12 protein-coding genes are annotated in these 14,503 nt (G+C 70.5%); 7 read left to right on the plus strand and 5 right to left on the minus strand.

What is annotated here, in order from left to right:
- Window positions 1-3 precede the first annotated feature (3 nt).
- Window positions 4-402 (minus strand): hypothetical protein, encoded by a 399-nt coding sequence (locus tag KBX34_RS12025; protein WP_099851843.1) that lies wholly within the window; start codon window positions 400-402, stop codon window positions 4-6.
- A 382-nt stretch (window positions 403-784) separates the two neighbouring features.
- Here KBX34_RS12025 and KBX34_RS12030 point away from each other — a divergent pair, with 382 nt between their 5' ends.
- The 4 genes from KBX34_RS12030 (at window position 785) to KBX34_RS12045 (ending at window position 5,015) form a co-directional block, all read left to right on the plus strand.
- Window positions 785-2,044 (plus strand): family 16 glycosylhydrolase, encoded by a 1,260-nt coding sequence (locus KBX34_RS12030; RefSeq protein ID WP_307871379.1) that lies wholly within the window; start codon window positions 785-787, stop codon window positions 2,042-2,044.
- 167 nt (window positions 2,045-2,211) lie between these two features.
- Window positions 2,212-3,234, plus strand: coding sequence for a DUF4331 family protein (locus KBX34_RS12035; RefSeq protein ID WP_210924998.1), 1,023 nt, complete (start codon window positions 2,212-2,214; stop codon window positions 3,232-3,234).
- A gap of 235 nt (window positions 3,235-3,469) precedes the next feature.
- Complete coding sequence (locus KBX34_RS12040) at window positions 3,470-4,015, plus strand: hypothetical protein (protein WP_210925000.1); 546 nt, start codon at window positions 3,470-3,472, stop codon at window positions 4,013-4,015.
- A gap of 76 nt (window positions 4,016-4,091) precedes the next feature.
- The gene (locus tag KBX34_RS12045) at window positions 4,092-5,015 is read left to right on the plus strand and encodes a hypothetical protein (protein ID WP_157743915.1); all 924 of its coding nucleotides are present in this window, start codon (window positions 4,092-4,094) and stop codon (window positions 5,013-5,015) included.
- A gap of 88 nt (window positions 5,016-5,103) precedes the next feature.
- Here KBX34_RS12045 and KBX34_RS12050 read toward each other — a convergent pair whose 3' ends face one another.
- The 3 genes from KBX34_RS12050 to KBX34_RS12060 all read right to left on the minus strand — a co-directional run bounded on the left by KBX34_RS12050 (window position 5,104) and on the right by KBX34_RS12060 (window position 9,251).
- Complete coding sequence (locus KBX34_RS12050; protein ID WP_210925001.1) at window positions 5,104-8,112, minus strand: fibronectin type III domain-containing protein; 3,009 nt, start codon at window positions 8,110-8,112, stop codon at window positions 5,104-5,106.
- Window positions 8,113-8,284: 172 nt separating this feature from the next.
- Window positions 8,285-8,515: a DUF2188 domain-containing protein gene (locus KBX34_RS12055; protein ID WP_088947139.1), complete on the minus strand. Its 231-nt coding sequence runs from the start codon at window positions 8,513-8,515 to the stop codon at window positions 8,285-8,287.
- 73 nt (window positions 8,516-8,588) lie between these two features.
- Complete coding sequence (locus KBX34_RS12060; RefSeq protein ID WP_210925032.1) at window positions 8,589-9,251, minus strand: M23 family metallopeptidase; 663 nt, start codon at window positions 9,249-9,251, stop codon at window positions 8,589-8,591.
- Between the two features lie 118 nt (window positions 9,252-9,369).
- On the opposite strand from KBX34_RS12060, the gene KBX34_RS12065 reads away from it, so the two are divergent.
- From KBX34_RS12065 to KBX34_RS12075, 3 genes are read left to right on the plus strand one after another with little or no spacing between them, the layout of a single operon-like run.
- Entirely contained in the window at window positions 9,370-11,775 is a 2,406-nt protein-coding gene (locus KBX34_RS12065; RefSeq protein WP_210925002.1) for a PEP/pyruvate-binding domain-containing protein, read from the plus strand.
- A gap of 29 nt (window positions 11,776-11,804) precedes the next feature.
- The gene (locus KBX34_RS12070) at window positions 11,805-12,470 is read left to right on the plus strand and encodes a hypothetical protein (RefSeq protein WP_210925003.1); all 666 of its coding nucleotides are present in this window, start codon (window positions 11,805-11,807) and stop codon (window positions 12,468-12,470) included.
- A gap of 54 nt (window positions 12,471-12,524) precedes the next feature.
- The gene (locus tag KBX34_RS12075; RefSeq protein ID WP_210925004.1) at window positions 12,525-13,103 is read left to right on the plus strand and encodes a TetR/AcrR family transcriptional regulator; all 579 of its coding nucleotides are present in this window, start codon (window positions 12,525-12,527) and stop codon (window positions 13,101-13,103) included.
- Between the two features lie 24 nt (window positions 13,104-13,127).
- Here the strand turns inward: KBX34_RS12075 and KBX34_RS33545 are convergent, their stop codons facing one another.
- The gene (locus KBX34_RS33545) at window positions 13,128-14,501 is read right to left on the minus strand and encodes an N-acetylmuramoyl-L-alanine amidase (protein ID WP_247671722.1); all 1,374 of its coding nucleotides are present in this window, start codon (window positions 14,499-14,501) and stop codon (window positions 13,128-13,130) included.
- Window positions 14,502-14,503: the final 2 nt, after the last annotated feature.

Consider the following 14,503-nt stretch of genomic DNA (forward strand, 5'->3'; position numbering starts at 1 on the left):
GCGCTAGCTGACCTGGGCCACGGGCGCCGGGCGGTGCTTGATCTCCTCCATGAACGGGAACTGGGCGGTGAGCTCGGCGATCGTCATCCCGGCCTGCCAGGCCGCCGCCACCTTGGCGACCTGCAACAGGTCCATGACGTCGCCGCGCGCGAGGACTTCGCCCGAGACCCGCAGATCGATCATGAAATATCGGGCCTGCGAACCCAGCTTCACGCAGACCACGCCCTGCTCGGAGTGCAGCTCGGCGCAGGTGAACCGGCTCCGCCCCTGCTCGGGGGCGGTGACCCGGCCGAGATCGAGCCCATGACGGGCAGCGGTTTCGATGAGCGCGGGGGCCAGGCCACCCCGCTCGACCAGATCCGGGTAGAGGCGCACACCCAGCGCCGTCGACGCGTCGCTCATGACTGACTCCCACTTCCTTGTGACAGAGACCAGCAGCGCGCAGGTTACGGGGAGGTTTCCCGCTCGCCTCGCCATCCTGTCCCGGGTGGACGCCTCACGGCAATAGGAAGGGTCGATTCGACCGCTATCGAGTAGTACTCGACCGCGGCGACCTGCTTCGATGCGGCGACTGCCGTCCACCTCGGAGACATCGATCGACCTGGTGATCCGGTCGCCCACCGGTACTCCACCGATCACTGCGCAGCATCGGGCGGTAACGGACGGTTGGCATATTGGAAACAGTCTTGACAGAAGGTCATGATATCGACATGCTTCATTCTAGAGAGCGCTCTCCGCCTCTCCGCCACGCAGCCTCCGCTACCCCCTCGCTGAGGAGCCTCCCGTGTTCACAGCCCGCCCCAGACTCCGTTTCCGCCCTCTCGTACTCATGGCGGCCGCCCTCGTCGCGACCGCCGCGGCGCTAGTCGTCCCGCCGCATCCCGACCGGGCCGAGGCCGCCATCGGCCCGATCAGCTGGCAGGACGAGTTCAACTCCCCCGCCGGCACGCCTGTCGACCAGAACAAGTGGCGGTTCGACATCGGCGGCAGCGGCTGGGGCAACAACGAGCGGCAGTACTACACGAACAGCACCAGCAACGCCGTCCACGACGGCCAGGGCAACCTCGTCATCACGGCCCGCCGGGACAACCCCGGCAACTACCAGTGCCACTACGGGCGCTGTGAGTACACGTCGGCCCGACTCCTGTCGGCGGCCACCTTCACCCAGACGTACGGTCGGTTCGAGGCGCGGATCAAGATCCCGCGCGGTCAGGGCATCTGGCCCGCGTTCTGGATGCTCGGCACCGGCGGCGGCTGGCCCGACGCCGGCGAGATCGACATCATGGAGAACATCGGCCGGGAGCCCAACACCGTGTACGGCACGGTGCACGGACCCGGCTACTCGGGCGGCGGCGGCATCACCGGCAGCCGCACCGTCGGGGCACCGCTCGCCGACGACTTCCACACCTACCGGGTCGACTGGGAGCCGAACGTGATCACCTGGTACCTGGACGGGGTGCAGTACCACCGGGTCGACCCCGCCCGACTCGGCGGCAACCGCTGGGCGTTCGACCACCCCTTCTTCATGATCCTCAACGTGGCGGTCGGCGGTAACTGGCCCGGCTACCCGGACGGCTCCACGCAGTTCCCGCAGCAGATGCTCGTCGACTACGTCCGAGTGTCCAGCTACACCTCCGACGGTGGCGGCAACCCGACTCCCGGCACCAGCCGGATCCGCGGGGCGCAGAGCGGCCGCTGCATCGACATCCCCAGCGCCAATCCGGTCGACGGCGCGAAGCTCCAGATCTGGGACTGCAACACCACCGCCGCGCAGGCCTGGACCTTCGCCTCGGACGGGACCATCCGCGCGATGGGCAAGTGCATGGACCCCGCCTGGGCCGGCACCGCCAACGGCACCGAGGTCAACCTGGTCACGTGCAACGGCAATCCCGCGCAGCGCTTCACCCCCAACGCTGCCGGCGACCTGGTCAACCTCAACGCCAACAAGTGCGTGGACGTGCGGGAAGCCAACCCCAACAACGGCGGCAAGCTGCACCTCTGGGACTGCCTCGGCGCCGCCAACCAGAAGTGGTCTCGCGTCTGACGACACCAGCACCGACGAGTGGGCCGTCCGAGCACAGCTTCGGGCGGCCCGCCGCCGTGCGGGCCCCAACCCGGGCGACTCCGGATTCAGCCGATGGCGCGGCAGGGTGTCTCCTGCCCGCTATGTTCGGATTAATCCAGATATTCGGCCGCTCCGGGAGTGAACTCATGTCGCACCACCTCGACACCCCCCTCGCCGCCCAGGGCGGCCAGCTCTACATCGACGACCTGTACGTCTTCGACGGCAACCGCGCCACGGTGTTCGTGATGGACGTCAACAGCTCGGTGACCAAGGCCGACATCAAGCGCGGCTTCCACGCCGAGGGCCGTTACGAGATCAAGATCCATGTCAACGGCGCCGAGATGGAGGATCTGACCTACCGGTTCGCCTTCGGCGAGCTCGACGGTGACAACAGGCAGACCTTCCAGCTGTACGAGCTGACCGGGGCGGACGCCCGCGACGACGCCGCGATGGGCACTCCCATCGCGGAGGGGCGCACCGGCGAGGTGACGACCGGCGGCAACGTCCGGATCTGGGCCGGGCGGATCGCCGACCCGTTCTTCATCGATCTCGACGAACTCGCCACCATCAACGGCGCGGTGAAGGACGGGTCGATGGTGGACCGCTCAGCGTGGCGCGTCGACCAGGCCAAGAACAGCTTCGCGGGCACGACAGTGGAGTCGATAGTCCTTGAGGTCTCCCATGACGAGCCGTTGCTGCGCGACGGCACCGAGATCGGCGTGTGGTGTCGCACGCTGCTGGCCACCGATGCCGGTGGCTGGCGCCAGATCAACCGCGCCGGCCACCCCATGATGTGGCCGATCTTCTGGCCGCACGACACCGACTTCTCGAATCCCGCCAACTTCCGCCACCCCAGTCAAGACCTCACCGAGGACGGCGAGGAGATCGCCAACGCCGTCGCGGGTGTCGTCGCGGCGAACGGCACCGCACCGGACCCCCAGGCGTACGGCTGGAGCGTCGCCCGACAGCTCTACCCCGACATGCTGTCGTACAAGGTCGGCACGGCCGCGAACTTCGGCTTCGCGATCCGCAACGGGCGCACCATGGCGGACAACGCGCCCGAGGTGATGTTCTCCCTGATCCTCAACACTGGCACCACCTCCGGGCTCACCCCGGAGGTCACCAAGGCGGCCCGTGCCGCCTCCTTCCCCTACGTGGTCCCGGCCTGACGGGAGATCCGCGAGCCGCACACGAGCCGTCGCTCACCGAGAAGTCGGGGTATCCGGAACGTTCGGATGCCCCGACTTTCGCTGAGAGCGAGTGGATCGTCCACCCCCAGATGACCCGCTCGGGCATCGACTCCGCCTGCCGGAGTGACCCTGCGTCATTCAGCCCCTGATGGGGCTTTTGCGTAGTTACGCTCGAACTGCTTCCCATGGGTTATTCAGGACACAAGGAGACTTGATGCGTAGAAAGTTTCTCGCGGGCTTGGCCGGCGTTGCCGCCGTCGTCGCGCTCGCCGGGCCGGCCGCCGCGGACACGACGGGCGACACGGTCGTGACCCTCACCGTCGACGCCGCCGGTGGTCTCTCGATCACGGTGCCGGCGACCGCGAACATCGGCAACGGGGTGGAGGGCACGACCATCTCCGGTCAACTCGGCCCGGTCACCGTGCTGGACCAGCGTGGAGCGCTCACCCCCAACTGGACCGCCAACGTCACCTCCACCGACTTCGTCACCGGCGGCGGCAGCTCCGGGGAGACGATCCCCAACATCAACGTCCTGTACTGGTCCGGCCCCGCCACGGCGACCGCCGGCGGCGGCACCTTCACGCCGGGTCAGCCCACCGCCGCCCAGCAGGTGATCGTCAACGTCCCCCGGACGGCGATGAGCCACACCGGCGGCACGGGAAACAACTTCGCCACCTGGAACCCCACACTGGTGGTGAACGTGCCCGTCGGCACCGTCCAAGGTGTCTACACGGGGACGGTGACACATTCGGTGTTCTGACCCGCTCGGCCGGCTGGTGCTGCTGGCCTCGGTCGCCCTCGTGGCGCTCGGGGTTTCGGCGGCACCAGCCGCTGCCGTGCGGGAGCAGCGACAGGAGCCCGCCGAGGACGCCGCCATCAGCATCCGCATGCTGGACATCCCCGCCAGCAGGGTGCAGGATCCCCGGGCCCAGGTCTACATCGTGGATCACCTGAAGCCCGGGGCGACGATCAACCGTCGGGTCGAGGTGGAAAACACCTCCGGCGAGTCACAGAAGATCGATTTCTATTCCGGGGCGGCATCGGTCGAGAACAACGCCTTCACCGTTCCCGAGGGACGCGCGGGCAACGAACTCAGCGGTTGGATCCGGCTGAAGACCTCCGGGATCGAGCTGGACCCGGGCGAGCGACGGCCGGTCGAGGTCGAGATCGCCGTGCCGAGGAAGGCGTCGAAGGGTGAGCGGTACGGGGCGATCTGGGCCCAGGTCACCAGCGCGAAGGAGCGCACCGGCAACATCACCCAGATCCACCGGGTGGGCATCCGGGTCTACCTCGACATCGGTCCGGGTGGCGAGCCGCCGACGGACTTCCGCATCGACGGGCTGGCCGCGGAACCCGGACCCGGTGAGTTTCCGGTGATCACCGCGAAGGTCACCAACACCGGCGAGCGCGCGCTGGACATGACCGGCACCCTGTCGCTGACCAGGGCGGCGGTCCAGGCCGGCCCGTTCAAGGTGACCAACGGCGTGACGATCCTGCCCGGCCAGAGCGGCCAGGTCCAGATCGAGGTCAACCAGGCCCTGCCCGCGGGGACCTGGGACGTGCGCGCGAAGCTGGCCAGCGGCATCGTCGAACGCACGGCGACCGGGAAGATCAGCCTGCCCGTCGCGGCGCCGATGGTGGTCGCGAACTCCGCCGGGCCGAACTGGTTGGTCTACGCGGTCGGCGGGATCGCCCTGTTGGTGCTCGTCACCCTTGCCGGCTGGTATCTCGTCCGCCGACAACGCACCCGGCTCGCCTGACCTCCGGTCCACACAGACTGCCCGGCCGTTTCCCGAGGAACGGCCGGGCAGTGATGTTTCTCAGAACCCGGCCCCGGCGCCGCGGACCCTAGATGACCGAGTGCGTCACGGCCGCCGCGTAGTCGCCGACCACCACCCCCGGCGGGAGCGTCACCCAGAGGGTCGGGTTCCAGGTGACGGAGTTCGGGCCGCCGGTCTGGCCGGACCACCTGGCGGCCGTACGCGTGGTGTCCAGCACCGCGCCGGCCTGCGGGACGAAGGTGCCGACGCCGGTGGTGGTCAGGGCGGCACCGGAGGCGTACGTGATGCTGCTGTTCGGGATCGTCTCGCCGGCCGAGCCGGAGCCCGTGGTGAAGCTCGTGCTGGAGACGACGCTGACCCAGTTTCCGGAGAACGGCCCGCGATCGTCGGTCACTGTCACCGGGCCGAGTTGGCCCGAGACGCCGGTCGTGCCCGCGCTGGCGGTGCCGAGCGGGGAGATCGCCGGGACGCTGATGGAGAGCCCACCGAGCGGGCTGATGACCAGTTCGACTCCTCGGGTCGCCGACTGGTCGAACGAGTCGGTCACCCGGACGGTGAACGGAAATGTTCCGGACACGGTGGGCGTACCGGCGAGCAGACCGGTGACCGGGTCGAGGGTCAGCCCGGCGGGCAGGCTCCCGGCGCTCACCGCCCAGGCGAAGGGACCCGTCCCGCCGGTCACCGTCAGCTGGTACTGGTACGGGTCGTACGCCCTGCCGGCCGGCGGCGGGGCAAAGGTCAACGTCGGTGCCGCGTTGACCGTGACCGACCCTGAGGCGGTCGACTGCGGACCGGTCCCGGCGGCGTTGGTCGCGGCCACCCGGAAGGTGTACGTGGCGCCAGCGGTCAGCCCGGTGACGATCCGGGTCGTGGCGGTACCGGTGAAGGCCTGGGGTGTCTGCGCCACGTCGCCGAGGTAGGGCGTCACTGTGTAGCCGGTGATCGGCGAGCCCCCGTTGGCCGGGGCGGTCCAGGTCAGCGTGGCGGCGTTGGTCCCCGCCGTGGCCGAGGTGATCGTCGGTGCTCCCGGCAGGGTGTACGGGACCACGGCCGCCGAGGGCGGGCTGGCCGTGCTGGTGCCGTACGCGTTCACCGCCGCCACCCGGAAGGCGTACGAGGCGCCAGCGGTCAGTCCCGTCAACGTGCGGCTGGTGGTGGAGGCGTCGAAGGAGAGGGTCGGTTGGACGACCCCGTCGCGGATCGGGGTGATCAGGTAGCCGGTGATCGGGCTGCCGTTGTCCGGCGGCGCGGTCCAGTTCACTGTGGCGCTGGTGACGCCCGCTGCGGCGGTCGGTGTGGTCGGGGTGCCCGGCGCGGACGCGTAGACGTAACTCGCCGATCCTGCCGAGCCTCGGGTGACGACGCTGACCGTGACCGTCGCCGGGCTGGACCGGGCGGGCATGGAGGAGATGCCGAGGGTGCCGCCCGGGTTCACGGTGAAGCAGCCGGCGGCCGGGCCGGAGGTGCACGGCAACAGCAGCACCGACGTGCCGGCCTGCTGTTCGGCGGCCGTACCGATGGTGATCGCTGTCGCTCCGGTGAGGTTGCTGCCGCCCACGGTGACCGCGATTCCCCCGGAGACCGAGCTCTGGTCCGGGGTGACGGTGACGCCACCGGGTGCGGTAGCCGGCACCACGGGCGTGGCGACGGTGGAGTAACCGGGGTTCGCGTCGATCGAGGACGAGGTCGCCACCGTCGTGGTCTGGATCAGCGTCGGCGTCACCCCGGTGCCGGTGACGGTCGCCACGACCGTGATCGGCGGCAGTGAGGTTCCGCCGGCGAAGGGGCCGTTGCTGTTCGTGCAGGTGATGTTCTGCCCGGACGGGGCGCCGCAGACCCAGCCGGAGCCGAACGCGCCGCGCGGCACGACACCGGTGGGTGCGGTCTGGGTGACAGAGATCGGCGACGTCTCGGTGGTCCCGGCGTCGACCCCTGCGGTGATCGAGTAGGTGACGGGATCACCGGGCTGAGGGGTGGCCCCGACCGAGCTGGTCTGCGACACGTTCAGGTCCGGCACCGGGTTGAAGCTCACCGCTCGAACGTTGTCGATCTCGTGGAAGTCGGTGACCGAGCCGGTCGAGGCGACCCATCCGAAGGCCAGTTGCCGGGGGTAGCCGCTGGCGTTCAGCCAGGTCGGCGACGGGTACAGACTCGGTGACACAACCGGGAGGCTGCCGGCCAAGGTCCGCGCCGACCCGCCCACCGGAGTGAACCGGACGCGGTACTCCCCCGCCGGAACGGTGATGCCGGTGTCGGTGGTGAACGGGGACGAGGTGGTGTTGGCGACCACCTCGACCGGCACCACCGAGGCGGCGCGGGTGGTAGCCCGCAACGGCAGCGCGGCTGACGACGTACTGGTGGCGGTGCTGTTGATCGCGCAGTAGCCGACCCCGTTGCGGCCCGGCCCGCGGATCACCACCTGGCCGGGGACCCGCGTGTTCGTGGTCGAGATGTAGGGCGGGTTGATACAACCGGTGCCCTGGTAGAGGCTGTTGCTGAAGTTGCCGAAGACGTCCAGCCCGATCCCCAGGTAGCCGTTGGACAGACCCACCGAGCCACCGTTGAACGCCGCCGAGTAGCCCAGCGATCCGCCGGACTGGCCGATCACCGCCGGGGACCGCGGGTTGGCGGGGTCGACCGCGGCCAGCGCAAACGCCACGCCGTCCGCTCCGGTGCTGATGCCGCCGTACTGATAGGTGTTGAAGGTGACATGCAGTCCTTGGGAGGTGGGCACACTCACCGCACCGAACACGCCGCCCTGCCGGTTCGCGACGGCCGGGGTGAGGCGCAGCTTTCCCGAACCCTGCGGATCGGTTGCCGTCGGGCAGCTCAGCAGCGGGCCGATGGTCGAGTTGCCGGAGGCGCTGAGACAGGCGGCGTTGGTCGCGGAGGCTCCGGGCACGCCTGGCACCGCCACAGCGCCGAGGCCGTTCGCTGTGTTGTTGTGAAACGGCTGGTCGAACAGGACGGACCCGGCCGCCCGCGCCGGTTGCGGCGCGAACGCGAGGACCCCCGCGATCACGACGACGACCAGCGCCGCGGTGCTGGTCGGACGACGCCGGCCCCAAAACGACATGCCCACTCCCAGCTTTCACTCCAGTCCCGTTCTGGACTATATCCTCCCAAAACGCCCATATTTCCCGTACGACGGAGATGGCCGGACGGCCCAGCGGCGACCAATAGGCCGTGAAAGCCAACTGACCTCCCCGGCGATGCCGAGGAGGTCAGTGGACGAAAAGCGAGCTGTGTCAGCCCTCGATGTCACGGGGGTCACGACTGCGGGGGTAGGTGTTCTTCTCCCCGATCGTGCCGTCCTGCTTCTTGATCACGTGTTCGACGCCACGGTCGGCGGCCATCTCGCGGCCCTGCGCCTGCGCGTCGGCCTTCACGTCATGCGTGCTGCTGGCCCGCTCGTTGCCCTCCGGCTTGTTCTTCCACTGCCCGTCCTCTTGGTAGGTATCGACGTCACCCTTGGCCATGGCCGGCTCCCTTCCCGCGTCTGAATGTCTCCCGAATCAGTGCCCCCAGGCACACCGGGGCAAACTGCCGTCCTCAGGAGACGGCCGCAGGGCAGTTGTTGCTCGTCCGCTTGACCGTGTATTCGCGGTCGTCGGTGGTGACGGTCGACGGCACCCCGTCGAAGTGGGTCTCCACCTTGTCCCAGCCGCGTCGCTGCTCATAGTGCAGGTGCGGCGCGCCGGAGTTGCCGGTGCTGCCGAGCCGCCCGATCTGCTCACCCTGGGCGACCTTCTGACCGACCTCGACCAGCGGTGGTTCGAGCATGTGCAGGTACTGCGTCTCCCACTTGCCGCCGTGGTCGATCTTCACCCAGTAACCGCCACCCCGTCCCCGTGGGCCGTCGGGGTTGTCCGGGGTGCGCCCACCGAGCGACCCGTTTATGCCCGCCACCGTGACCGTGCCGGCGTACGACGCGAGCACCGGCCGCCCCCACGCCTCGCCCTCGGTGGGGAACAGGTCGACGTCGTAGTCGTCGTGGCCGGGGTAGGTGCCCAGTTGCCACGTCTCGCCGCAGCTGACCGGCATCTGGAAGAGCGGGCGCGGACCCGCCGGTCGCAGCATCGGCACCACGACCAGCGCGACGCCGAGAACGGCCGCCACCGCGACGAGCGCAAGGAGAACCCGGAGAGTGCGGTTTCGAGGGCGGCGGTGGGTGCGGGCTGTGTCGGGGCGGCCGGTCGTCACCGGCCCGAGCATGGCAGACGCCGGCAACGCTTCCGCTCCCGGCCGCCCGAACGAAGGAGACATTGCAGTCGCATCGTGAACGGGGTACGGTCAGATGCAATGCAGTCGTATTGCAACGAGAGTGGGCCCCATGCACGTGATCGCGTTGTCCGAGGCGACCACCCAGATGCTCGACCTGGTCGGGGGCAAGGCCGCCGGGTTGGGCGAGCTGATCCGGCGCGGTGAACGGGTCCCCGAGGGCTTCTGCGTCACCACCGAGGCCCACCGACTCGGCGTCATCCCGACGGCCGAGGTCGTCGCCGCCTACGAGCGGCTCGGGGCGGGGCCGGTGGCGGTGCGCTCCAGCGCCACCGCGGAGGACCTGCCCGACGCCAGCTTCGCCGGGCAGCAGGACACCGTCCTCAACGTCACGGGCACCGCCGAGCTGATCGCCGCCATCGAGACCTGCTGGGATTCGCTGCACAGCGACCGGGCGACCGCCTATCGCGACGCCCGCCAGATCGTTCATCAGACGGTGCGGATGGCCGTCGTCGTGCAACGCATGATCACCCCCACGGTGGCGGGGGTGCTGTTCACCGCGAACCCGCTGACCGGGCGTCGCGACGAGATGGCGGTCGACGCCGCTGCCGGCCTCGGGACGACGGTGGTGGACGGCGCGGCGACCGTCGACCACTACGTCCTCGACGGCGTCCCACGAGACGACGACACGGGATGCCTGACGTCCGCCCACCTGGCCGAGCTGCGGGCCACTGGCGAGCGGTTGCAGGCCCACTTCGGCTCCCCCCAGGACGTGGAGTGGGCGATCGACGCCGACGACGTCCTGTGGCTCCTGCAGTCCCGGCCGATCACCAGCCTGTTCCCCCTCCCACCACGGACCGGGGAGCCCCTCCCCCGGGTCTACCTGGAGTTCGGTCACGTCCAGGGCATGCTGCAACCGGTCACCCCGATGGGCATGTCGACACTGCGGACGCAGATCGCCGCGATGCTCGCCGCGCTCGGCGTGCGGGTCGACATCGTCGACATCGGTGGCCGGCTCTACGGCGACCTGAGCGACCTGGCGCGAGACAGGTCGTCCCGCAAGCGACTGGTGAAGCTCCTGGCGGTCGACTTCGGGCCGCGCGCCCAGGCGGTGATGCAGCACGTGCTGGCGGACCCCCGGTTCGCCCCAACCAGCGGCGGGGCCCGGCGCGGTGGGGCACAGGGTGCCGCGTCGCTGCGGACGGCCGGCCGCGCGGTGGTGGGGATCCTGCGGGCTCTGGCCCGCCCGGAGGCAGCACGGACGCGCATGTTCGAGGCGATCGAGCAGATGAGGGTACGGTCGGCCGCCCCCGCCGACCTGCGGACCGCCGCCGACCGGCTGCGCTTCGTGCAGGCGCAGGACTCCGACGACAGTGCCGACGCGATCATGTGGCCGATCGTGGCGGGGATGCTCGCCGCCGCGCTGCCGACCGCGCTGCTCAAGGGCGTCGCCGGCCCGGACGAGATCCACACCGTGCTGGGCGGCATGCCGCACAACGTCACCATCGAGATGGACCTGGCCCTGTGGCGGCTCGCCCAGGGCGCGGGCAACCACCGTCAGCTCCTCCTCGACACCCCGCCGGCCGAGCTGACCGCGCGCCACCTGCGCGGAACACTGCCCGACATCGGCATGACCACCTTCCTCGACGTCTACGGTCACCGGGGCGTCGCCGAAGTCGACCTCGGCGTGCCGCGCTGGGCGGAGGACCCCACGCCGGTGTTCGCCGCGGTCGCCAACTACCTGCGGGTTACCGATCCGCGGCAGGGCCCCGACCAGCGCTTCCAGCGGGCCGCCACCGCAGCGGAGGCGTCGCTGACGGCACTGGTCGCGCGAGCCCGCCGTCGGCGCCCGGTGCGGGGCCGCATCGCCGGCTTCCTTCTGCGCCGGGCGCGGTCGTTGGCCGGCCTGCGCGAGGCCGGCAAGTTCGCCGGGCTGTACCCACTGCGCGAGACGCGCCGCCAACTGCTGCTCATCGGCGCCGACCTGCACGGCTCGGGGTTGCTGGACCAGCCCGACGACATCATGTTCCTGACCCTCGACGAGGTGCACGCCGCCGTACACCAGGGTGTGGATCCGCGCGGGACCGTGACCGCCCGACGGGCGGTGCACCGCCGGGAGCTGCGTCGCAGGACGGTGCCGGTGGCGCTGCTCTCCGACGGCACGGACGTGGAGACCCTGCTGCCGGCGCGGCCCGCCGGCGACGGGACGCTCGCCGGCGTGGGCGCGTCGGCGGGCCGGGTGACCGGCCCCGCCCGGGTCGTCCACGATCCGGGCACCGCCCACATCGAGCCCGGCGAAGTCCTGGTGGCAACGACCACGGACCCCGGCTGGACCCCGCTGTTCCTCACGGCCGCTGCGCTGGTCACCGAGACCGGCGCGATCATGGCGCACGGACCGACGGTGGCCCGCGAGTACGGCATTCCCGCCGTCATCTGCGTACCGGACGCCACCCGGACGATCTCCACGGGACAGCTCGTCACCGTGGACGGTGGCGCCGGCACCATCACGGTCCACTGACCGTTGGCCCCCTACCGAGAAGGACGACCATGACCGACACGACGGCACCGACCAGGGCGCGGGTGGGCCCGCTGCTGCGCCGGGCGGCCCAGGCCGAGGCCGCGACCTGGCGCAGCCTGTACGTCTGGGCCCGGCGCCGCCCCCTGCCGCTGGAGCCCGGCGACGAGCCGTTCGGCTACCTCGGCGTGGTCAAGCCGATCCTGGGCATCTTCATCGGCCTGTCGGTGGTGGAGATCCCCATCTTCGATGTCGTCGTCACCCACGTGGTGCCGTGGCGGCCCGCCCGTTGGATCGTGCTCGGCCTCGGCACCTGGGGTCTGCTCTGGATGATCGGGCTGTTCGCCAGCATGACGATCCACCCGCACATCGTGGGCGACCGGGGTCTGCGGGTGCGCCTCAGCTCGGGCATCGACATCTTCATCCCGTGGACCGACGTCGAGGCCCTGCGCAAGCGTCACCGCTCGCTGCCGTCGAGCAGGTCGGTGCAGGTCGAGCAGGAAGGCGACCGTCGGGTGGTGTCCGTCTCCGTCGGCAGCCAGACGAGCATCGACGTCCTGCTGCGCCGGCCGTTGACCTTCGACCTGGCGAAGACCGGGTCCACGCCCGTGGACGAGCTGCGGCTGTACGCCGACGACCCGGACGGCCTCCTGCGCAGCGCGCGCGGCGCCCCCGCGAGCACCACCGTCAGCCGGTGACCGCCGCCGCGCCGGCGGGGTGTCCGGGTCACCCACTGTGAAACGATCGAGGCCATGCCCAAGAAGGTCGATCACCAGGAGCGACGCACCCTCATCGCGGACGCGCTGATGCGGGTCGCCGCGGATCAGGGCCTGGAGGCCGTCAGCCTCCGTCACGTTGCTGCCGAGGCCGGCGTGTCCGCCGGCATGGTCCAGCACTACTTCCGGACCAAGGACGAGATGATGGCGTTCGCGATGGCGGTGGTCCGCGAACGCGGCCAGATCCGGGTCACCGAGGCCCTGGCGCGCCTGGGCGAGAACCCCGCCCCCCGGCTGCTGCTGCGCACGATGATCGCCGCGCTGTTGCCGCTCGACGACCGGACCCGTGACGACGGGCGGGTGGCCCTGGCCTTCCTCGCCTACACAGCGGTACGACCGGCGTCCGCGACCGGCCTGCGCGCCGACACCATGCAGCTGACCAGTTTCATCGCCAGCGTCCTGCCCACCGGAGACGCCGCCGAGGCGGCCGGCCTGCTCGCGCTGATGGAAGGGCTGGGCCTCTACCTGCTGGGCGGGCAGTACACCGCCGAGCAGGCGCTGGACGCGCTGGACGCCCAGCTGGACCTGCTCTTCGGCTCGTCGGCGACCGCCTGAGCGGTCACGGTCGTAGGTGTGCCCTCAGCAGCGCGGCACGTTCGGGATGTACCCGTCGTAGCCGGTCAGCACGAAGGCGTCGGAGACGTAGCGGTTGGTGCCGATCCGGTTCCAGACGGCGGTCGTGCCGTACGGGCCGGTGACCGTGCTGCCGACGGCCTGGCAGTAGACGGAGACGGTGGCGCCGTCGGCGACCGAGCCGACGACCGGATAGCTGGCACCGGGGCCGGAGCGCACGTTGAGGCTGGACGCCTCGGTGTTCACCGTGCCGGAGCCGATGCCGGTGACCCCGTTCACCAACTGCATGTAGTAGGTCCAGTTCCAGTTCGGGCCCGGGTCGGTGTGGGTGGCACCGGGCACCTCACGGTGGGCGATGATGTGCGCCCGGTCCCTGGGTATGCCGTACTTCGTGGTGAGGCTCCGGGTAAGCGCGGCCGATGCGCGGTACATCGCGTCGGTGAACCAGGCGGGGTTGTCGACGAACCCCTCGTGCTCGATGCCGATCGACTCGGTGTTGTAGGTCCAGTTGCCGGCGTGCCAGGCGATGTCCTTCTCCCGCACCGACTGGGTGACGGCCCCGTCGGAGGAGCGGAAGGTGTAGTGCGCGCTGGCCTGGGCGGCCGGGTTCTGGAACCAGCTGACAGCGCCGGCGTACGAGCCCTGCGTCATGTGGATGACGATGCGGGTGACCGGGTGGCTGCCGGGTCGACTGGCCACTGTGTAGTTGCTCGTGCTGGCCGGCGCCCACGCGGCGGGCCCGTAGTCGGTGCTGAGGGTGCCGATCCCGCCGAGCACGGCGGCCCGCTCCAGGCCACCTCGCCGGGGCGCTACCGGCCGCCCGGCCACCGCCTCGCCGCGCCCGGTGAAACCGGCACGCAGCAGGTCGTAGACGGTGTCCGCGTAGAGCCGCGCGACCGACGGCTCGCTGGCACCGCCGTACCGGGCGACCGGTCCGAACCAACCGTTCACGTCGTCGCGCGCGGCGGCGGTGAGGCCCGCCTGATCGGCGTACGAGCGCAGGACGGCAGCCGCCCCGAGCACGTTCGCTGTGGGTTCGGTACGCAGCGCGGCCGGGCTGAGCCGGGTGAGCGTGGCAGCCTCGTCCAGGGTGCGCACCCCGGGGTTGCTCGCCAGGTGCATCAGCCCGTGGCCGCCCGCCGCGCTCGGTGTGCTGGCGTGCATCTCCAGCCGCGACTCGGCGTAGCCCAGCGCCACCAGGAGGTCGCGCGGAACGTCGTACCGCGCGGCGGCGGTGTCGAACGCGACGGCCAGCGGGGCGGCCGTCACTGGCGTGCCAGCGGGATCCGCGACGGCCGGTGACGCGACCGCGACGACTCCGGTCAGGGCGGTGGTCAGGGCGAGCAGGAACCGGCCTCGGTGGAAGCTTCGAACGGGCATCA

It is taken from the genome of Micromonospora sp. M61 (assembly GCF_018070245.1).
GTDB classification, from domain to species: Bacteria; Actinomycetota; Actinomycetes; order Mycobacteriales; family Micromonosporaceae; genus Micromonospora; species Micromonospora zamorensis.